The following is an 18,749-nucleotide window of genomic DNA, read 5'->3' on the forward strand; positions in this document are numbered from 1 at the left end:
CTTGTAGAACTCGGCGATGCGGCGCAGCCCCTCGGCGGCGATCTCGGAGCCGTCGCGGTCGAAGACCTCCTTCAGCTTGCGCCGCGCGTGGGCCCAGCAATGCGCCACGCGGACCGGGTCGCCATCCTTGCGGTTGGGACGCGTCAAACGGTTGCAACCCTGGTAGCCATCGATCTGCAGGATGCCGTCGAAGCCGTGCAAAATCTTCTCCGCGTTCTCCCCGGCGCGGCCGGGCGCGTAGAAGAAGACCACGCCCGGTGGATCATCTCCGCCCCATGACCGGTCGTCACGGGCGAGCGCCCAGAGATATCCCGTCTTGGTCCGGCCGCGCCCCGGATACAGCACCGGGGCGGTGGTCTCGTCCATGAACAGCTTCGTCGATGTCTTCAGGTGCTCGGCCAGCCGGTCGACCACCGGGCCGAGATGGAAGGCGGCGGTGCCGACCCAGTCGGCCAGCGTGCTGCGGTGGATCTCGATGCCCGATCGGGCAAGGATCCGGCTCTGCCGATACAAGGGCAAGTGGTCCGCGTATTTGCTGACCAGGACATGCGCGATGGCGCCCTCGGTCGGCAGGCCGCCGTCGATGAGATGCGCCGGGGCGCTCGCCTGGGTCACGCCATCAGTGCAGGCGCGGCAGGCGTATTTGGGGCGAACCGTGACGAGCACGCGCAGCTGGGCGGGCACGATGTCCAGCCGCTCTGTGCGGTCCTCGCCGATCTTGTGCATCTCCCCGCAGCCACAAGGACATTGTAGGCTGTCCGGCTCGATCACGCGCTCGATGCGCGGCAGGTCCTTGGGCAGGTTGCCTCGATTGCGCCGGGCTGCACGCCGGGGGCGGCTCTCGGACGGCGCTTGCGTCTCCTGCTTCTCCTCGGCTTCGGCGACCGCAATCTCGAGATCCTCGAACGCCAGCTGCCGGTCATCTTCGCTGAGCTTCTCGGATCGTTTGCCGTGGACTGCCTGGTTGAGTTCGGCGACCAGATGCTCGAGGCGCTTGATGATCTCCTTGAGGCTGACCCTCTCACCTTTGAGCTCCTCATGCTCGCGCAGCAGCGCGGCGACAGCTTCGCGCTGCGCCTCGGGGATTGCGGAGAGGTCAATGATCGCGGTGGATGGCATGGCCGGAGGCTACCGCGAAGCCGTCTCGAAGGCCCGCCTTTTCTCGTGCCTGATTCACTCTGCCGCAGCCGGGCGGCGGATCTCCAGCGCCTTCACCTTGCGCCAGTCGAGACCGGCGAACAGGGCTTCGAACTGCGCCCGGTTCAAAGTCATCACGCCGTCCCGAACCGCCGGCCAGGTGAAGGAACTCTCCTCGAGCCGCTTGTAGGCCATCACCAGCCCGGTGCCGTCCCAGAAGAGGATCTTCAGCCTGTCTGCACGCTTCGCCCGGAACAAAAACACGGTGCCAGTGAACGGATCCTCCTTTAGGACCGATGCGACCTGCGCGGCGAGACCGTCGTGGCCTTTCCTGAAGTCGACCGGCTGGGTCGCCACGAGGATACGGACGGTGTGGGACGGCATCATCACGAGGACGCCCCGAGCGCATGGACGATCTCGGCAATCCGCACCGCCGGGGTGTCGGCGGCAAGCGCGATCGTCACGTCACCGAAGACGAGGCGCAGGCTGTCGTCCGACTGCCTCGAGGGCTGCGGCGCCTGCGGGGGCTTCGGCTCGCACAGGACAACCGGCGCGAAGGCAGTCGGCTCATCCGACATCTCGGCGGCGGGCAGGACCAGCTTGCCCTCTTTGGCCAGGCATCGCCACGCCGACAACTGGTTCGGCTTCATCCCGTAACGCGCCGCCACGGCGTTGACCGTCGCGCCCGGCTCAAGTGTCTCCGCGACAGCCTGTGCCTTCACCTTCTCCGGCCACCGGCGGTGCCCGCTCTCGAAGATCTCAACTCCCAGCGATCTGAGAAACGCAGTCTGAGCATCCATTGCGAAACGCACTCCCATCTTGAGATGGGTATCACCTCGCAGTCCGCGCCGACGCAGACAACGTGCCGCTCAGACACCGCTTACGCAAAGATGGTGGTCGTAGATGAATTGTTTCTTTCCATCTGCACGCGTTGCGCCAGTTGGGTCGACGAGGTTAAGTGGGAGGTCTGCTCCCATTTTTTGGTAAGCGGGAGTTTGCGCTTGTAGCGGAAGTCCGGAATCCGCCCGTCTCTACCGCGGCAACAACCGAGCTAGTCAACTTTTGCCCTTCATATTGAAGATTATCGGGCTCCCGAGTCACTCGCTCCAATGTGTTGAAAGGAACCGTGAGTCGGTTCCGCTTTATCCGATCGTCGACGAGCGTTAGCTTTCGGACATCTTGATCCTTTGCAGAGTGCCAGATGAGCAACGACAGCAAATTCCTCGCTCGCGTGTTGCGGCACGCGCCAGATGAGATTGGTCTGTCGCTCGGAGAGCAGGGGTGGGTGCGCGTCGACGAGTTGCTGCGCGCTATTAAGAAAGCTGGCAGGCCGCTGACGAGGAGCCAGCTCGAAGAAATCGTCGCGACGAACGATAAGTCTCGCTTTACTTTGAGAGGCGACATGATCCGCGCCGCTCAGGGCCATTCCATCGATGTAGACCTTGGCTTGCCGGCTCTTGAGCCCCCGGAAACTCTTTATCACGGCACCGCGTCTCGAAATCTCGATGCCATAATTTGCGACTGGGCTCGTGTCAGGCCGCCGTCGTCAGGTGCACCTTTCGCCAGATCCCGCAACGGCGTCGCGCGTTGGCGAGCGGCACGGAAAGCCGACAGTTCTAAGAGTGGACGCTGGGCGTATGCACGCAGACGGATATGCTTTTTATCGGGCGGATAACGGGGTCTGGCTGACAGAGGAAGTGCCTGCGAGCTACCTCGGGTTTGGTATGATGTGAGCACTGGATTGATCGTGGGGGTGCCTTGTGCCCCGCAATCAGAACATCAGACGAAAATCAGGTCGGCAGCTCTGACGAGGCAACAGCGCCTCGTGTTCCGGACGCTCTTTGCGCCGACAACCTCGATGCCTCGATCGCTCAGGCCGACAACTCTGGCCAAGTGCTTGGTGGCCGCCAGCCCACCCGCCGGCTGCAAAAGCTGTTAGCTACGCCGCCACTCCTGCCAGAGGAGAAAAGTCTGGCAGGCTACGTGCTTCCAGCTGACGAGATTTCTTACTTCATACGAAGCCCGAATGACGCCTTCAGCTCATGCCGAGCGCTTCCTTGTAGAGTTGCAGCACGGCTTCTTGCTCAGCAATCTCATCACTGTCCTTCTTCCTGAGGCTAATAATCGCACGAAGGGCCTTTTGATCGTATCCGCGCGACTTACTTTCCGCGAACACTTCCTTGATCTGTTCCGCGATGTCTTTCTTATCAGCCTCCAGCCGTTCGATGCGCTCTACGAACTGTCGCAGTTCGCCCGCGGTTACCTTGTAGTTCGACGTCTCGATTTCATCTTCCATGTCTGTCTCCGCCTGCTATTGCCGTCGCCGATTACAATTTCGCGCGACATGTATTACATCTAAGATATTGATATAATGCTTACATCACATTTTTCTGAGGGTAAAAGTAGCCGCGCGCTTTCGCTTCGGACATGATGTCCTTCTGCTGCTCGGTGATGTCCTTCTTCTCGGCCTCGAGGCTTTCGAACTGCTCGATGAACTGACGCAGCTCGTCGGCGGCGACATTGTAGGCGGCATCGTTGGGCATCGGCCTCTCCTGCTCTGGGAATTCGGGTCGGCGCTCTGACTAGCCCGCGGGCGCGCGCGCATCAAGGGCCGCCGTTGCGGATCGGCTGATACGGTGAGTCCCACTCCCTTTTTCTTGCCTTGGCGGTCCCGCTCGGCTAGGGCAGGCGCGCAGTTACGGAGAGAGCGATGGAATTTCTCATCTGGGCAGGCGCGGCGGTATCGGTCGCGGGGCTTGCGGGCATCTTCTGGTGCATCTTCACGGTGGCCAAGGCGAAACGCGCCGGGCTCGAGGATGCAGAGCTGCGCGCGCGGCTGCAACGCATCGTCGCGATCAACCTGGGCGCGCTCTTCGTTTCGGTGATCGGGCTGATGATGGTCGTGGTCGGGATCTTCCTGAGCTGAGCCTCGCCCCGGGACGTCAGCCCAGATCGGCGAAGCGATTGCCGTTTCGGATCAGGACATCCCACAGGGTCGCCGGTTCGCGCGCCCCTTCCTCGCGCAGGGTCCGCAGCAGCTTGCGGGTCGTCAAAAGCCCCTCCCGATCGGCCGCGAACATCAGCCCTCCCAGCGTCTCGGGCAGGCCGAGCGCATGGCGTGCCGCGAAATCGACATCGCAGGCGCGGTGGATCCGCGAATGCTGCAGAAGCCACGCGCCCTCATTGGCGAGCTCGGCCATGACGCGGGCACGGATCTGCGAATTGGACAGCCGCCGCGGGACGATGCCCGCCTCGCGCCGCAGCGCGGTCAGCACCTCGCCCTGTTCGAGCACGGGCCGCGCCTCGCCACCCGACCAGTGGTAGAAGCCCCGACCGTGCCTGCGTCCGAAATTCCCCTCGAGCGCGAGCAGGCTCAGAAGAGGCCCCGGCGCCCGCTTGAGTCGCGCGAACTGCTCCATGACCCTGTCGATCCCGATCTCGTCGGCAAGCCGCAGCGGCGCCTTGATGAACCCCTCGCGGCGCAGCGCCATATCGACCTGCGCGACCGAGGCCCCCGCGAGCACCGAACGCTCGGCCGCCGCGATATAGGCGAGACGCAGATGCTCGACGATGCCGCCTGCGCCCGGGCCTCCGAGGACGACCCGCTCATCGCCCTGCCGCAGGAGAGCGGCCAGACGGCGCAATGCCTCGCGGTCCTGATCCGCGGCCGGGACGATCTCGCAGATCCCTCCCGCGCGGATGAGGATCGGGACCGAGGCCGGGGCGGGCGCGTTGGCGCGCGTCTCGGCCAGCAAGGCCGCCTCGGGCCATTCCTCATTCGCGTCGCCGGGCACGATGAGCGCGTCGCATCCCGAAAACCCTGCCGCCCCGACCGCAACACCGAGCCGGGCCCAGTCGATTTCCTGCCGGTCCGCCTCGAGCGCGCCCTGCCGTACCCGTTCCTCCTGAATCTCCGCGATGCTCGCGAAGATCGGCTCGACCGAATCCAGATCGCTGGCCCCGAGCGCAACCTGGTGTCCGGCCTCTAGGAATGCCGCGGCAAGCGATGCTGGTTGTTCCCAGAGCCCGATGCGCATCGGTGCGGGCGGGTCGAGCGGGCGCAACTCGCCGGGCAGATGCTGCGCGAGGACCTCGCAGGCCGCAGCGTGGCGCAGGGCGTGCGAGAGCGGTTCCGCGGACAGCTCCTCGAAAGCGACCTGCTCGAAGGAAAGCGCCTCGTCGAGCGGCAGCAGAAGCGCGCTTTCGACAACCTCGAGCAAGCGATGCCCGACCTCGGCGAAGGGGGTCTCGGCGAAGGTTTCCCGCAAGGGCGCGAGCGCGGAGAGATAGCCCCCCGGATCGTCGAGCGCCGCGTCGGCGCGGGGCACGCCCTCGCTGATCAGCAGCTTGAGCGCAGCGCTGATCTGCGCCGGGTCGGGATGGGTGAGCGTCAGATCGCACAGCCCGCGCGAAATCCCCGCCGTGGCCTCGATGGGGCCGCCCCCCGTCACGAAGGAAATCGCCCGCGCCCCTCCCACGCGACGTGCCAGCCGCACGAGCGTCCCGGCGCTCGGAAAGGCTCCGAGCGCGAAGGCGTGGGTCACGAACACCGTTCCGGCCTCGGCGATACGCAGATCGGCCACCTGCGACAGGGCCAGCGCGCCACCCGAGATCACGCCGGACAGGCGCGCGAGGACGGGACGGCCAAGCCCTGCGAGCCGGGAGCACAGCGCGCCCAGATCGGGCGCGTCGAAATCGGTGGAGAAATCGTCGATCGGGTCGGAAGCCACGGGCCAGCCATCCGCGTCCCCCTGCACGATCACGCCGCGCAGATGCCGGTCGCCTTCCACGAGGTCGAGCACCTCGGCGATCGCGCTGCGAAGATCGGGTGTGAAACCGAGCGGGACGCCATTTTCGTCATGAGCGCATAACGTGATCCAGGCCAGCCCGTCCTGGGTCCGCAATCTCACCCGTCTCGCCATGTCTTCCTGCCCCCGGCCGCTGCCCCGTGCCGCCATTTTTCAAGCAGTGTAAGGGTTACGCGCCGGGAGACAAAGGAAAATCCGCCCGCCGATGCGGACGGATTGCGTGGCTCAGTGCCGCAGGAGCAGACTATTGCTGACGGACCTTGGCCCCGGGGGCGTGGGTGCTGCAGAACGGCGTCGCCGGCAGCAGGTCGAGCCGCGCCTCGTCGATCCGCTCGCCACAGGTGACGCAGAAACCGTATTCACCCTCCTCGATCCGCGCGAAGGCCGCCTCGATGCTGCGCAACTCGGCCTGAGCGGCTTCGCCGAGATCCTCGAGAACCTCGTCCTGCTCCTGCTCGACCGCGGCGTCGTCCCAGTCCTTTTCGTCGTGGCTGTCGAGCTCGGTATCGACCTGTTTCATCCGTGCGACCAGTTGCGCCCGACGGGTCTCAAGCTCAGATTTGCGCGTTTCGACTGATTTCATCTGCATCTCCCTTTCTCCGCTCCCTTTAAGCGGTTTAAGGGCTTTCCCCGCCTTGATACAAGTCAATCGGCAGGGCGTCGCTCCGGGTCGGTCAAAATCCTTGCGCCACAACCGGAACGGGCACTAGCATCGAGAATGCGCGGGCGAGGGAGACGCTCACGCATCTTGCAATGCGAGCAGAGGGAGAGCTCATGCATCAGGATTGGATCTGGGGGCTCGTCGGCGGTCTGATGATCGGCGCGGCGGCCGGAGTGTACCTGCTGATCAACGGCCGCGTTCTCGGCGCGAGCGGCATCATCGGCGGACTGATCGACGGGACCGGGCGCGACACCGTGTCCGAGCGCGTCGCCTTCATCGGCGGGCTCATCGCGGTACCGCCCCTGCTGGTGCCGCTCTACAAGGTGGTGGACACGCATGTGAGCAATTCGGCGCTGGTGCTGATCGCGGCGGGGCTCATGGTCGGTCTGGGCACCCGTCTCGCCAATGGCTGCACGTCGGGTCATGGCGTGTGCGGCATGTCGCGCCTGTCGCTGCGCGGGATCGTGGCCACGGCGTTCTACCTTCTCGGGGGCGGGCTCTCGCTCGTGGTCTTCCGCCACCTGCTGGGAGTGATCTGAGATGCGAAATCTCATCGCCTTTTTCTCAGGTGGACTCTTCGGCGCGGGATTGCTCGTGGCGGGGATGGTGGACACGACGAAGGTGCAGGGCTGGCTCGACGTCTTCGGCGCGTGGGACCCGACGCTTGCCTTCGTGATGGGCGGCGCGGTCAGCGTGATGTTCTTCGTCTGGATCGTCGCGAAACGGCGCGAGAAGGCGGTTCTGGGCTCGCCGATGCCGGGGCCGTTCCCGCGCCTGGTGGATCGCAACCTCGTGCTCGGCTCGCTGCTCTTCGGCGCGGGCTGGGGGCTTGCGGGGCTGTGCCCGGGGCCGGCCATGGCGTCGCTCAGCTTCAACGGCTGGCAGGGCTGGCTGTTCGCGATCGCGATGGGCGTCGGAATGGCGATCACGCCGCGGATGCGCGCCTGGCTGTCGGTGCTCGATCGCTCGACGCTCGAAGTGCCGCCCTGCGAGACGATCCCGGGCGAGCCCCGCCGCCCCGCCCCACCGCCAGCAGCACGCTGAGCCCGCCGATCAAAGACCCGAGCCGATCTTGAGCGGTGGAAAATCCGGCGCATCGCCCGGCTCGGTTTCGGCGAACCCGCCCATCGGCATCGCGCCGAAGCCCTCGGCATCGTCCCCCATCTCCGGCAGGCCGGGAAGCGGTGGTGCCTCTCCCTCTTCGGTGCCCCCGAACGCCGCATCCCCGTCGGGTAGCCCGTAGGCCGGATTCATCGGGTCCCCGAGCCCGCCCAGAGCAGGCTCCATCGGCTCCACCTCCGGAAAAGGCGAGGCGCCGGCCGAAAACCCGCCGCCACCGAAGCGGTCGTCGGACGCATCGAGATCCGGTGCCTCCTCCTCCCCGGTCAGGCGCAAGGCCCGCATGCCGCGCCTCTGGCCGAGCCGCGCCCCCGAAAGCCGGCGCCGTCCCTGCGCCTCGAGCGTGAGCCGGTCGAGTGCGTCGGCGGGCAGCGGCAGATCGAGACCCGGGTAAAATTCCATCACCGCCGAGAGCGGCAAGGTCACCCGGTGAAGCACCGCCTCGAGTTGCGCGGGAGCACCCATCACCGCGCGTTCGAGCGAGGCCTGCCAGCCCGGCGCATCGGCGTCCGACCCCGCGCCCCCGACCGCTTGCGCCGAGGCCCCGTCTGGCATGCGCCGGAGCCCGGCCCCGCGACCGGTCTGCGGGACGGCCCAGAAAAACGTGCCCTCCCGCTCGCCCGCGCCGAAGCTGAGCGTGGCCTGCCAGACGCGATAGGTGACATCCTCGAGCAGGAGCCCGAGGGGACGCGGATCGTCGAGATGCGAGGCGAAACGGAAGCCTCCGGCCCAGGCGATCGCCTCTTGTTCGATCAGCGCCTCCTCCACCGCTTCGAGCAGCCCGTCGACAAACTCCACCGCCATGGCGGCGTCGATACGGGTCGGCTTGCGCGGTGCGGGCGGCGCGCGCCCGAGGCGGCCAGTCGTCTGCATCTCGATCAGGACGGAAAGAACCTCGGGGGAGAGCGCGACGAGACCGAGCGCCTCCTGCGGCCCCTCGATCACGGCAAGAAGCGACAGATCGGGAAGCATCTCGGGGAGTTCCGCGAGGGAGCGACGCAGGTCGGAGAGCTCGGCCACCCTGAGATCGAGATCCAATTGCTCTTGCGCCACGCGCGCGAGCGCCTGCCCGATCGCGCGTTCAGGCGTCATGGCACGCGTCTCCGGGACGGCCCTGCCCGCCTCGGCCTTCCGGCGCAGCACCGAATTCTCGCGCTCCTGAGTCATTGCCTCCATCCGCCCCGGATCGGGACCTTGCTGGCCCAGACTTGGCAGATCGGGGTTTACAAATGATTGAAAAGGCTTGCCCGGCCGCTCAGGCCCGCGCCTCTTCGAGCGGGGGTGCGGCCGGGTCCTTGCGCCGCAGCGGCAGGCTGACGCGGAAGGCGGCGCCCCCCTGGCCCGGCAGGTAATCGATCGTGCCGCCGAGATTGGCCATGATCTCGCGGCAGATCGCGAGACCAAGCCCCGCGCTGCCCGCGCGGCTCTCATCGGTGAGGCGGGCGAATTTCTCGAAGATCAGCTTCTGCGACTGTTTCGGGATGCCCGATCCGTTGTCGATGAAATCGACCTGAACGCGCTTGCCGCGCTTCTTCACCTCGATCCGCAGCACGGGTTTCTCGGCATCGCAATATTTGCGCGCATTCGAGACGAGGTTGATGAAGACCTGCACAAGCCGGTCGGTATCGGTGAAGATCGGCATGTGCTCGGTCGGGAAATCGCGCTCGATGCGGAACTTGCGCTCGGGCCGCGTCGAGGAGGCGGCCTGCACAGCCCGGCCGATCAGGTCATGCAGGTTCGCGACCGAGATATTGAGTTGCGCCTGTCGGTTCTCGAGCACCGAGAGATCCAGCAAATCGTCCAGCAGGCGGGTGAGGCGGCGCGCCTCCTCATGGATGATCTCGGCATATTGCGCGCGCATGGCGTCGGGCAGGTCCGGCTCCATCAGGATCTCGGAAAAGGCGCGGATCGAGGTCATCGGCGTGCGCAGTTCGTGACTGATCTGGCTGAGGAAGGCATCCTTCTGGACCGAGAGCTCGCGCAGCTTGTCATTGGCCTCGCGCAAGGCGCGGGCGGTCCGGGCGAGCTCCTCGGATTTCGCCTCGAGCCGGGCCGAATATTCCTTCGCCTCCGCGGTTTCCCCCGCCACGGCGATCAGGTCCTGCATCGAGACCGAGCTGCCGCCGGTGAGCTGCGAGATCATCGCATGCGCCGTCGCCGCCCCGACCGATCCCGCCAGCTTGCGCTCGAGCCGGGCGAGGAAATCGGGCGTGGTGTCGGGCAGGAACCCCGCCTTGCCCTGCGCCGCCGCCTGCGCCTGGAAGAAATGCTGGGCCGGTTCGGCACCGAGGATGCGCTGCGCCATCGAGAGCAGATCCTCGGCCTCGGCGCCCCCGCGCACCCAGGAGCGCGCCGCCGGGCTCTGGTCATAGACATTGACGAAGGCGACCCCCTGAAGCCGTTCCATCGGGCCGGGGAAGGACAGCATCGAGAAGACGAGGAAGCCCAGCGTATTGAACAGCAGCGACCAGAACAGCGCATGCAGCAGCGGGTCGATCCCCTCGATCCCGAACAGCGCGTTCGGCCGCAGCCAGGACAGGCCGAGCGGGCCGAAATCGAGCACCGATTGCGGCAGCACCCCGACCTCGCCCACCGAGGGCAGGAAAAGCGTGTAGGCCCAGAGCGCGAAGCCCGTCACCAGCCCGACCGTCGCCCCGACATGGGTCGCCCCGCGCCAGTAGATCCCGCCAAGCAGCGCCGGCAGGACCTGGGCCGCGCCGACAAAGGCGATCAGGCCGATCGCGGCGAGCGCCTCCGACCCGCCCGAGAGCCGGTAATAGAGATAGCCCATCGCGAGGACCGCGATGATCGACACCCGCCGCGAGGCGAGCACCAGCCCGCGCACATCCCCCGAGCCGCGCGCATCCGACCGGCGCAGCGCGAGCCAGAGCGGGGTGACGATATGGTTCGACACCATCGTGGCCAGCGCGATCGCCGCCACGATCACCATCGAGGTGGCCGAGGAGAACCCGCCCAGAAACGCCAGCAGCGCAAGGTTCCCCTGACCCGCCTGAAGCGGCAGGGTGAGGACGAAGAGATCGGGATTGGAGCCCGCGGGCAGCTGTTCGAGCCCCATCACCGCGATCGGCACCACGAAGAGGCTCATCAGCATCAGATAGGCCGGGAAGGCCCAGCTTGCCGTCGCAAGGTGACGTTCCTCGACATTCTCCACGACGAGCACCTGGAACATTCGCGGCAAGGTCAGGATCGCGGCGGCGGAGACGAAGGTGAGCCCGGCGAAACGGCCCGGTACGAGATGCCATTCCGCGATCTTCGAGGCGTCGATCCGGGCGAGCATGTCGATCGGCCCGCCTCCCAGCCCCCAGACCACGAAGATGCCCACCGCGACGAGGGCCACGAGCTTGACCACCGCCTCGAGCGCGATCGCGGTGACGACGCCGTGGTGGCGCTCGTTCGCATCGAGATTGCGGGTGCCGAAGAGGATCGTGAAGATCGCGAGCCCGCCCGCGATCCACAGCGCGGTCGCCCCCTGATCGGGGAGCGCCCAGCCCTCGGGCGTGCCGGCGGCGAAGACCCCGAAGGAGAGCGTCACCGATTGCAGTTGCAGCGCGATATAGGGGGTCGCGGCGGCCACCGACATCAGCGTCACGATCACGCCCAGCGTGTTCGACTTGCCGAAGCGGCTCGAGATCAGGTCGGCGATCGAGGTCACCCGATGGGTCCGGCCGATCCGCACCAGCTTGCGCAGGATCCACCACCAGCCCACGAAGACGAGGGTGGGCCCGAGATAGATCGTCAGGAATTCGAGCCCCGAACGCGCCGCATATCCAACCGCGCCGTAGAAGGTCCAGGCGGTGCAATAGATCGAGAGCGACAGGGTGTAGACCACGGGCGAGCGCAGGAAATGCATCCGTCGGCGCTCGGCGCGGCGTTCGGCCAGGAAAGCGACGGTGAAGAGGATGATGACGTAGCCGAGGCAAACCGCGACGAGAATGTCGAAGGGCATCTCAGCCCTCCACGTCGGGCGCGTGCGATGCGTCCGCCGGGTGGCCGCCCTCGGGCATCTCCTCGGCGTCGAGCACCGGGGCAAGGCCGCGCGAGATCAGGAACGCCGCACCGATCAGCGCGATCCAGACGGCAAAGAGATAAAGCCCGCCGCGCCCGGTATCCGGCGCGGGCGTATCGGCCGGGTGCCAGAGTCCCGGCAACAGGATCAGGATCAGGCCCAGCACCGGCAGCAGCCGCGCCGCGTCCATCAGGCGGCGACGGCGATAGGATCTGCGGGCGAGAAAGAGCGGCTGGCCCGTTTGCGGCATCAGGCGGTCTCCGTATAGGCGGCCCCGCCGCCCGTGATCGCCTCGAGCCGCGCCAGCACATCGGCATTGGCGAAAGGTTTGGCGAGGAAGTCCGTCGCGCCCGCCCGTGCCGCGGCCTCGCGGTCGCGCCCCTGCCCGCGCGCGCTGAGCATCAGAACCGGCAATTCCGACAGAGCGGCATCGGCGCGCAGATCGGCGAGGATCTCGAGGCCCGAGCGTCCCGGCAGCATCAGATCGAGGATCACGGCATCGGGCCCTTCCTCGGCGATCCGCTGCAAGGCCTGCGCGCCATCGCCGAGCACCGAGACGCCCCAGCCCGCGCGCGAGAGGATGAACCGGATCGCCTCGGCGATATGCGGCTCGTCCTCGATCAGCAAAACCTGTTTGTTTGCCATCGCCTCTCTCCCCCTCGCTCAACTATTGCGGGCAGGCCGCGCGCTGTCAAATGCTAGCCGCCGCGAGACCGCCCCGCCTCAGGCCACGCTCACGATCGCGGGTTCGCGTCTGCCCGGGCATTCGGCGCGCGGACAGATCCGGCACGAGGCACCGACCGCCCGGGCCGGCGCCGCCGATGTGCCCCCCGGCGCGGGCAGGATCAGCATCGTCGAGCGCATCAGGACGGGCCCGTCAAAGCCGGTCGGGCGGGGTTCGCAGATCGCGTAGGTCAGGAAGCGCTGCGGCAGGCGGCCCGCCATGTCGACCAGCGCCCGGATCGGCTGCATCGGCCGCGCAAGCGCCTCGTAGAGCGGCCAGAGCGGACAGGCCGCCGCAAAACGCGGCAAGGCGAATCCGGGCGCGGCGCGGCGAAAGGTGAGCGTGCCCGAACCGTCGCAGATCACCAGCCCCGGCTGTCCGAGCCCCGCCGTTCCGGGCGGCAGCGCCGCGAGCCGCCGCATCACCGTCCCGAGCCCGACTCCGAAGCGCGCGGCAAGGGCACCGGGCTCCGGCCCGAGCTCCGCAAGCGCCGCAGAAAAGGGCTCGAGCGGGAGCAGCTGCGCCTCCTCGGCAAGCTCGATCAGGTGCTGCCGGGCCAGCTCGCGCGCGGCGGAAGAGGCAAGTTCGGGCGCCGCCGCGATCAGCGCCGCGGGATCGGCGCCCTCCTCCTCGATTTCGGGAATATGCCAGGCCCGCGCCTCGAGCCAGCTCTCGAGCTGCTCTTGCGGCGAGGAGAGGCCCGTTTCCGCGGTCTCCATCTCATCGAGATAGCCGACCAAGGCCTCGGCGGTGGAGGACAGGCGCAGGCTCTCCTCCTGGATCGTGTTGAGGAAGCGGGTGCGCCATTCCGGCTCGATATCCTCGGTCTCGACGAGGATCGCAGCGGTCGAGCGCAGGCTCGTCACCGCCGAGAGCACTTCATGCAGCGAGGTCAGCAGAAACGGGTCCTGCGCCATCCGCTCGGCATAGGTCTCGACCACGCGTTCAAGCGCCGCGAGCCGGGCCTGCCTACTCGCGAGAAGCGCGGCCCAGGCCGGGAAGCGTCCGACGAATTCCTCGATCCGGTCGAGATCGGGCGCCTGGAACTGTGCGGCGCCTTCGACCTCCGCCGCGGCGGCCGCCTCGCGCAGCCCGTCGAACAGCGCCCCTTCCGCCCCCTCGGACAGCGCGACTGGGTCGACCCCCATGGCCTGCGCGATCCGTTCGATCAGCGCATCGCTCACCCGGCGCCGGTTATGTTCGATGAGATTGAGATAGGCGGCGGAAATCCCCGCCGCCCGGGCCAGATCGGCCTGCTTGACGCCTAGCGCAGTGCGCCGTTCGCGAATGCGGGTGCCGGTAAGCGCGGGACGGGCCATCGAGTTCCTCCTGCGCGGAGTTTACCGCCAAGTACAGGAGGACAAAAGCCTTTTACAGCGCTTTACAAGGCAGCCTCAGCAGGTCCCGGTGCCATGCGGCGCAACGGTCGCCATTCCCGAGATACCTTCGACGCCCGGCTCGCATTCGCCCACATCCTGTTCGAGCTGGGTGCAGGCCGAAAGCCCGAGCAGCGCGAGCGCCGCAATCAACTTGAGCACGCGCGATCCCTGATGGTGTTTCATGATGTTCCCTCCATTCCATCAATGCGGGAGTGATTTCCCTGTAGGGTGACTTTAGGGCAGGCTTCGGCCCGGTTCCGTGATTTCGATCAATGCCCCCCGTGATTTGACAGAGGCGCCGCCCGTGCCATCATCCTTTGCGGCACCGCGGCGAAACCGGGAGGCGGAATGGATCCCAGCCAGATCGAAAGCGATCTCGAGGGCGCGATCGGCGCAGCGACACAGGTCCTGCCCGCCTGGGCAGTGGCGCTCGGCGCTTATCTGACCGCCGCGCTCATGGCGCTCGTCCTCTTCAGGCTCGTATTCACCGCCCTGACCCGGGCGGTGGCCGAGCGTGATCTGTTCTGGCGCTCGCTCGTGGGGCGGGGGGCGCGGCCTGCCCGGCTCATCCTCCTGATCGCCGCTATCGCCTTCGCGAACGGGCTCGCGCCGACAAGCGCGCAGACCGCCGAGACAATCGGGCATATGCTGCTCGTCGCGCTCATCCTCTGCCTCGCCTGGATCGCCTATACCGCGCTTTACATCTGGACGACGATCCACCTGCGCCGCTTCAAGCTCGATGCCGAGGACAATCTGCTTGCGCGCAAACATGTGACGCAGGCGCGGATCCTGATGCGGGTGGCGAAGGTGCTGATCGTCATCCTCGCCGTGGCGACGGCGCTGATGACCTTTCCTCAGGTCCGGCAATACGGGCTATCGCTTCTGGCCGCGGGCGGGGCGGCCGGGATCGTGGTGGGTCTCGCATTCCAGCCGGTTCTCAAGAACCTCATCGCGGGGATCCAGCTCGCGATCACCCAGCCGATCCGGATCGATGACGCGCTGATCGTCGAGGGGGAATGGGGCAATGTCGAGGAGATCACCTCGACCTATGTGGTGATCCGGATCTGGGACTGGCGGCGTCTTGTCGTGCCGCTCTCCTATTTCATCGAGCGCCCGTTCCAGAACTGGACCCGTGAGAGCGCAGACCTGATCGGCACAGTCATGCTCTATCTCGACCATTCCGCCGATATCGAGGCGATCCGCGCCAGGGCCCGCGAGATTGCCGAGGCCTCGAGCCTGTGGGATGGCAAGGTCTTCGCCGTCCAGGTGACCGATTTCCGCGAGCGGGTGATGGAGGTGCGGGTGCTCGTCTCCGCCCGCAATGGCGGGCGCACCTTCGATCTGCGTTGCGAGATGCGCGAAAAGCTGATCGCCTGGATTCAGGCAGAGATGCCCCACGCCCTGCCGCGCACCCGCGCCGAGATCAGCCCCGACGAAGCTGCGCTGCTCGCCGCGCCCGATCCGTCCGGCCCGACAGCGCCGCCCCCACGCGACGGCTAGTCGAATGCCGCGAAATGCGCGCCGTAATTGAGCGCCCGATTCGAGCAGGCATCCATCGCCTCGATCAGCCAAAGCCGCACCGCGCCGCGTTGCGTGCCCAGATGATCGCCCAGAAGCTTCTCTCCGAGCGTCAACGTACCCGCGAGGTCGCCGCCGAAATCGCGCACGCGCTGGAGCCAGAAATCATGCGCCTCGCCCAGATAGCCGCCTCCCGTCGCGCCCGGCGCGACACCGCGCGCCACCGCGAGGCAATAGGCCGCTTCGACCGGCTGACTGGGCGTATCGAAGAGATAGCCGGGCGGAGCCGCGAACTGGCTGCGCCAGGTGAGCCAGAACAGTCCGACGAGCATCACGGCGCCGACCGCAAACGCGAGATAGGCCCGCATCGGCAAGGATGGATCCTCCCCCGCGCCGCCCCCGGGTCGCGCAGCCTTGTTCGGATGATGCCGGACATCGACCATCGCATTCTCCTTTGCCGATCCGCTCAGAGAACCCGATTCCGGTTAACAAACCCTTCAGGAAAAACGCCCCCCGATCCAGGGACCGGGGGGCGCAGACTCTGAATTCGGCAAAGGTTTACTTCAGGCCGGCCTTGTCGGTGACCGCATGGGTCCAGGCGCCTTCGGGTTTCTTGGTGATGACCGGATCCGAGCCGCCCGACATCAGAACGTCGACGGTGCGCTCGTAATCGGCCGGATCGAGCGCGCCATCCGAGCCCGCGGTCAGCTTCGCGACCTCTTCCATCATGCGCTGCTGATGCTCGAGCGTCTGCGCGCCGGTCTCATCATAGTCGAGCACGATCTGCGCGGCCTCGTCGGGATGTTCCTCGGCGTATTTCCACCCTTCCATCGAGGCTTTCACGAATTTCGCCATCTTGTCGACGAAGGCCGGATCCTTGAGCTTGTCCTCCATCGCATAGAGGCCGTCCTCCAGCGTCGCCACGCCCTCGTCCTCGTATTTGAAGGTGACGAGCTGGTCGGGTTTGATGCCCGCCTCGATGACCTGCCAGTATTCGTTATAGGTCATGGTCGAGATACAGGCCGCCTGCTTTTGCAGCAGCGGATCGACGTTGAAGCCCTGCTTGAGGACCGTGACGCCATCGTCGCCCCCCTCGGTCGAGATCCCGAGATGGTTCATCCAGCTCAGGAACGGGTATTCATTGCCGAAGAACCACACGCCCAGCGTATGGCCGGGGAAATCCTTCGGGCTGGTGATGCCGCTTTCCTTGAGACAGGTCAGCATCATGCCCGACTTCTTGAAGGGCTGGGCGATGTTGACCAGCTGCAGGCCCTTTTCGCGCGCAGCCAGAGCGGCCGGCATCCAGTCGACGATCACATCCGCGCCGCCACCCGCGATCACCTGCTCGGGGGCGATATCGGGGCCGCCCGGCTTGATCGTGACATCGAGCCCGGCATCCGAGTAATAGCCCTTGTCGAGCGCCACGTAATAGCCCGCGAACTGGGCCTGCGTGACCCATTTGAGCTGCAGCGTGACATCCTCGTTGGCCCAGGCGGCGCCCGCCATGGTGAGGCTGGCCACCACCCCCGCGATCAGTTTCTTCATTTCACTCTCTCCACTGTTGGCCCCGGATCTTTCGCCCGGGATTTTGGTTGTCTGTCAGGCTCGTGCCCTCAAGAACGGGCCCGCTGCGACGGGTGCCAGAAGGTCACCAGCTTCTCGATCAGGGCCACCAGCCCATAGAAGCCCGAGCCCGCCAATGCCGCAACGGTAATTTCCGACCACACGAGCGGCAGATCAAGCTGCCCCACGGCGGTCGAGATGCGAAAGCCCATTCCCCGCGTCGGGCTGCCGAAAAATTCGGCAACGATCGCGCCGATCAGCGCCAGCGTCGTCGCGATCTTGAGCCCGTTGAAGAGGAACGGCATCGCCGCCGGCAGACGCATCTTCACGAGCCCCTGCCAGTAACTGGCCGAATAGGTCGCCATCAGGTCGCGCTGGAGCGCATCGGTCGCGGCGAGCCCCGCCACCATGTTCACCAGCACCGGGAAGAAGACCATCACCACGACGACCGCCGCCTTCGACTGCCAGTCGAAACCGAACCACATCACGAGGATCGGCGCGATCCCGACGATCGGCAGGGCGGCCACGAAATTGCCGACCGGCAGCAGTCCGCGTTGCAGGAAGGGGGAGCGGTCGATCAGTACCGCGACCACCACGGCCGCCCCGCATCCCATGAGATAGCCCGAGAGCGCGCCCTTGAGGATCGTCTGCACGAAATCCTCGCGCAGGATCTCGGTCGAGGCCGCGAAGCTCGCCGCGATCTGGCTCGGGGCGGGCAGGATGACCGGGCTGATCCCCAGCCCCAGCACCAGCCCTTCCCACAAGATCAGGATCGTGATCCCGAACAGCGCGGGGATCAGCATCCGCGCCCAGCGTTGCGACCCGTGCGCGCGCGCAAGCCAGGTGTTGAGGGCCCAGGCCGCGAGCCAGAAGAGTATCGCGAAGACAAGCCAGCTCATCGCACCATCCCCATCCGCTTGAGCGTGATCCGCTCGATCGCGCCCACGACGATCACGAGAAGCGCCGCGAGCGCGGCGGCCGCGAAAAGCGCCGACCAGATCTGCACCGTCTGCCCGTAATAGCTCCCCGAGAGAAGCCGCGCACCAAGACCGCGCGTGGCCCCGGCGGGCAGCTCGGCGACGATGGTGCCGACCAGGGAAGCCGCGACCCCGACCTTCAGCGAGGCGAAGAGATAGGGCATCGAGGAGGGCAGCCGCAGCTTCCAGAAGGTCTCGCCCTTGCTCGCATTGTAGGTCTTGAGCAGGTCGAGCTGCATGTTGTCGGGGGCGCGCAACCCTTTCACCATGCTCACCAGCACGGGGAAGAAACTCAGGTAAGCCGCGATGATCGCCTTGGGCAGCAGACCGGTGATCCCGAGGCTCGCCAGCACCACGATCACCATCGGCGCGATCGCCAGGATCGGGATCGTCTGGCTCGCGATCGCCCAGGGCATGACGCTCAGATCCATCGCCCGGCTATGGGTGATCCCCACCGCGAGCACGATCCCCAGCCCCGTGCCCAGCGCGAACCCGGCCAGCGTGGCGGACAGCGTGATCCAGCCATGAAAGATGAGGCTGCGCTTGGAGGTGAATTTCTGCCCGAAGACGCCCTGCCACAGCCCCTGCGCCACCTGATGCGGCGCGGGCAGGACCGGGCGCTTCTGGTTCATCGTGTCGGTGACAAGCTCGGAAAACGTCACCGTCTCCCCGGCCCGCGCCGCCTGATCGTAGGTCCATTGCGCGTTCAGTCCGACCGCCGCCCCGTACCAGAGCAGAACGATCGCGGCCAGAACCGCCAGGATAGGCGCCACCATCTTCACAGCAAAGCCCTCCCCTTCCAAATGCCGCAAATATCCTCGGGGGGTGAATGGCGA

21 protein-coding genes and 2 pseudogenes are annotated in these 18,749 nt (G+C 66.5%); 6 read left to right on the forward strand and 17 right to left on the reverse strand.

Annotation, left to right across the window (positions count from 1 at the left end; all coding sequences use genetic code 11):
* The 3 genes from tnpC to tnpA form a co-directional block, all read right to left on the reverse strand.
* Positions 1 to 1,119: IS66 family transposase (tnpC, locus tag DW2_RS04245; protein ID WP_051855391.1), on the reverse strand; the 1,119-nt coding region annotated here is incomplete at its 3' end.
* Between the two features lie 54 nt (positions 1,120 to 1,173).
* Positions 1,174 to 1,524, reverse strand: a complete 351-nt coding sequence (tnpB, locus tag DW2_RS04250) for an IS66 family insertion sequence element accessory protein TnpB (RefSeq protein WP_081874848.1) — start codon at positions 1,522 to 1,524, stop codon at positions 1,174 to 1,176.
* The gene (gene tnpA, locus DW2_RS20275; protein ID WP_038144069.1) at positions 1,524 to 1,937 is read right to left on the reverse strand and encodes an IS66-like element accessory protein TnpA; all 414 of its coding nucleotides are present in this window, start codon (positions 1,935 to 1,937) and stop codon (positions 1,524 to 1,526) included. Before tnpA ends, tnpB begins: the two co-directional genes overlap by 1 nt.
* A gap of 401 nt (positions 1,938 to 2,338) precedes the next feature.
* Between tnpA and DW2_RS20280 the strand changes: the two are divergent.
* Both DW2_RS20280 and DW2_RS20285 read left to right on the forward strand, forming a co-directional pair.
* Positions 2,339 to 2,593, forward strand: a pseudogene (locus DW2_RS20280) (RNA 2'-phosphotransferase); the annotation flags it as partial.
* Positions 2,594 to 2,687: 94 nt separating this feature from the next.
* Complete coding sequence (locus DW2_RS20285; protein ID WP_272944420.1) at positions 2,688 to 2,870, forward strand: RNA 2'-phosphotransferase; 183 nt, start codon at positions 2,688 to 2,690, stop codon at positions 2,868 to 2,870.
* A 302-nt stretch (positions 2,871 to 3,172) separates the two neighbouring features.
* Here DW2_RS20285 and DW2_RS04260 read toward each other — a convergent pair whose 3' ends face one another.
* Positions 3,173 to 3,433 carry a DUF2312 domain-containing protein gene (locus DW2_RS04260; protein WP_038144070.1) on the reverse strand — a complete coding sequence of 87 codons (261 nt, stop codon included), beginning with the start codon at positions 3,431 to 3,433 and terminating at the stop codon, positions 3,173 to 3,175.
* Between the two features lie 106 nt (positions 3,434 to 3,539).
* A pseudogene (locus DW2_RS19325) lies at positions 3,540 to 3,680 on the reverse strand (DUF2312 domain-containing protein); the annotation flags it as partial.
* Between the two features lie 167 nt (positions 3,681 to 3,847).
* Here DW2_RS19325 and DW2_RS04265 point away from each other — a divergent pair.
* Positions 3,848 to 4,063, forward strand: a complete 216-nt coding sequence (locus DW2_RS04265; RefSeq protein ID WP_038144071.1) for a hypothetical protein — start codon at positions 3,848 to 3,850, stop codon at positions 4,061 to 4,063.
* 16 nt (positions 4,064 to 4,079) lie between these two features.
* On the opposite strand, the gene DW2_RS04270 is transcribed toward DW2_RS04265, so the two are convergent.
* On the reverse strand, positions 4,080 to 6,059 hold the full coding sequence (locus DW2_RS04270) for an enoyl-CoA hydratase/isomerase family protein (RefSeq protein WP_162178883.1): 1,980 nt from the start codon (positions 6,057 to 6,059) through the stop codon (positions 4,080 to 4,082).
* A 130-nt stretch (positions 6,060 to 6,189) separates the two neighbouring features.
* Positions 6,190 to 6,528, reverse strand: a complete 339-nt coding sequence (locus DW2_RS04275) for a TraR/DksA family transcriptional regulator (RefSeq protein WP_038144451.1) — start codon at positions 6,526 to 6,528, stop codon at positions 6,190 to 6,192.
* A gap of 191 nt (positions 6,529 to 6,719) precedes the next feature.
* On the opposite strand from DW2_RS04275, the gene DW2_RS04280 reads away from it, so the two are divergent.
* Together DW2_RS04280 and DW2_RS04285 are read left to right on the forward strand one after the other, a co-directional pair.
* Positions 6,720 to 7,145: a YeeE/YedE family protein gene (locus DW2_RS04280; RefSeq protein ID WP_038144074.1), complete on the forward strand. Its 426-nt coding sequence runs from the start codon at positions 6,720 to 6,722 to the stop codon at positions 7,143 to 7,145.
* 1 nt (position 7,146) lies between these two features.
* A complete protein-coding gene (locus DW2_RS04285) occupies positions 7,147 to 7,650 on the forward strand; it encodes a DUF6691 family protein (protein ID WP_238321261.1) in 504 nt (167 codons plus the stop codon).
* Positions 7,651 to 7,659: 9 nt separating this feature from the next.
* Here the strand turns inward: DW2_RS04285 and DW2_RS04290 are convergent, their stop codons facing one another.
* From DW2_RS04290 to DW2_RS19665, 6 genes are all read right to left on the reverse strand, one after another.
* Positions 7,660 to 8,892: a FliM/FliN family flagellar motor switch protein gene (locus DW2_RS04290; RefSeq protein WP_051855394.1), complete on the reverse strand. Its 1,233-nt coding sequence runs from the start codon at positions 8,890 to 8,892 to the stop codon at positions 7,660 to 7,662.
* A gap of 88 nt (positions 8,893 to 8,980) precedes the next feature.
* A complete protein-coding gene (locus tag DW2_RS04295; protein WP_038144076.1) occupies positions 8,981 to 11,692 on the reverse strand; it encodes an ATP-binding protein in 2,712 nt (903 codons plus the stop codon).
* Position 11,693: 1 nt separating this feature from the next.
* A complete protein-coding gene (locus tag DW2_RS04300; RefSeq protein ID WP_038144078.1) occupies positions 11,694 to 12,002 on the reverse strand; it encodes a hypothetical protein in 309 nt (102 codons plus the stop codon).
* Positions 12,002 to 12,397 carry a response regulator transcription factor gene (locus tag DW2_RS04305; protein WP_038144080.1) on the reverse strand — a complete coding sequence of 132 codons (396 nt, stop codon included), beginning with the start codon at positions 12,395 to 12,397 and terminating at the stop codon, positions 12,002 to 12,004. The genes DW2_RS04300 and DW2_RS04305 overlap by 1 nt, the downstream gene beginning before the upstream one ends.
* A gap of 78 nt (positions 12,398 to 12,475) precedes the next feature.
* Entirely contained in the window at positions 12,476 to 13,795 is a 1,320-nt protein-coding gene (locus DW2_RS04310; protein WP_038144082.1) for a helix-turn-helix transcriptional regulator, read from the reverse strand.
* A 75-nt stretch (positions 13,796 to 13,870) separates the two neighbouring features.
* Positions 13,871 to 14,038 carry a hypothetical protein gene (locus DW2_RS19665; RefSeq protein WP_156102881.1) on the reverse strand — a complete coding sequence of 56 codons (168 nt, stop codon included), beginning with the start codon at positions 14,036 to 14,038 and terminating at the stop codon, positions 13,871 to 13,873.
* Positions 14,039 to 14,203: 165 nt separating this feature from the next.
* Here DW2_RS19665 and DW2_RS04315 point away from each other — a divergent pair, with 165 nt between their 5' ends.
* The gene (locus tag DW2_RS04315) at positions 14,204 to 15,355 is read left to right on the forward strand and encodes a mechanosensitive ion channel family protein (RefSeq protein WP_051855398.1); all 1,152 of its coding nucleotides are present in this window, start codon (positions 14,204 to 14,206) and stop codon (positions 15,353 to 15,355) included.
* Here the strand turns inward: DW2_RS04315 and DW2_RS04320 are convergent.
* The 4 genes from DW2_RS04320 to DW2_RS04335 form a co-directional block, all read right to left on the reverse strand.
* On the reverse strand, positions 15,352 to 15,816 hold the full coding sequence (locus DW2_RS04320; RefSeq protein WP_038144084.1) for a hypothetical protein: 465 nt from the start codon (positions 15,814 to 15,816) through the stop codon (positions 15,352 to 15,354). The genes DW2_RS04315 and DW2_RS04320 overlap by 4 nt on opposite strands.
* Positions 15,817 to 15,931: 115 nt before the next feature.
* Positions 15,932 to 16,918 (reverse strand): ABC transporter substrate-binding protein, encoded by a 987-nt coding sequence (locus DW2_RS04325; protein ID WP_038144087.1) that lies wholly within the window; start codon positions 16,916 to 16,918, stop codon positions 15,932 to 15,934.
* Between the two features lie 68 nt (positions 16,919 to 16,986).
* Positions 16,987 to 17,835, reverse strand: coding sequence for an ABC transporter permease (locus DW2_RS04330; RefSeq protein ID WP_038144088.1), 849 nt, complete (start codon positions 17,833 to 17,835; stop codon positions 16,987 to 16,989).
* The gene (locus DW2_RS04335; protein WP_420340828.1) at positions 17,832 to 18,689 is read right to left on the reverse strand and encodes an ABC transporter permease; all 858 of its coding nucleotides are present in this window, start codon (positions 18,687 to 18,689) and stop codon (positions 17,832 to 17,834) included. The genes DW2_RS04330 and DW2_RS04335 overlap by 4 nt, the downstream gene beginning before the upstream one ends.
* Between the last annotated feature and the right edge of the window lie 60 nt (positions 18,690 to 18,749).

The sequence above is a fragment of the Thioclava atlantica genome, assembly GCF_000737065.1.
GTDB classification, from domain to species: domain Bacteria; phylum Pseudomonadota; class Alphaproteobacteria; order Rhodobacterales; family Rhodobacteraceae; genus Thioclava; species Thioclava atlantica.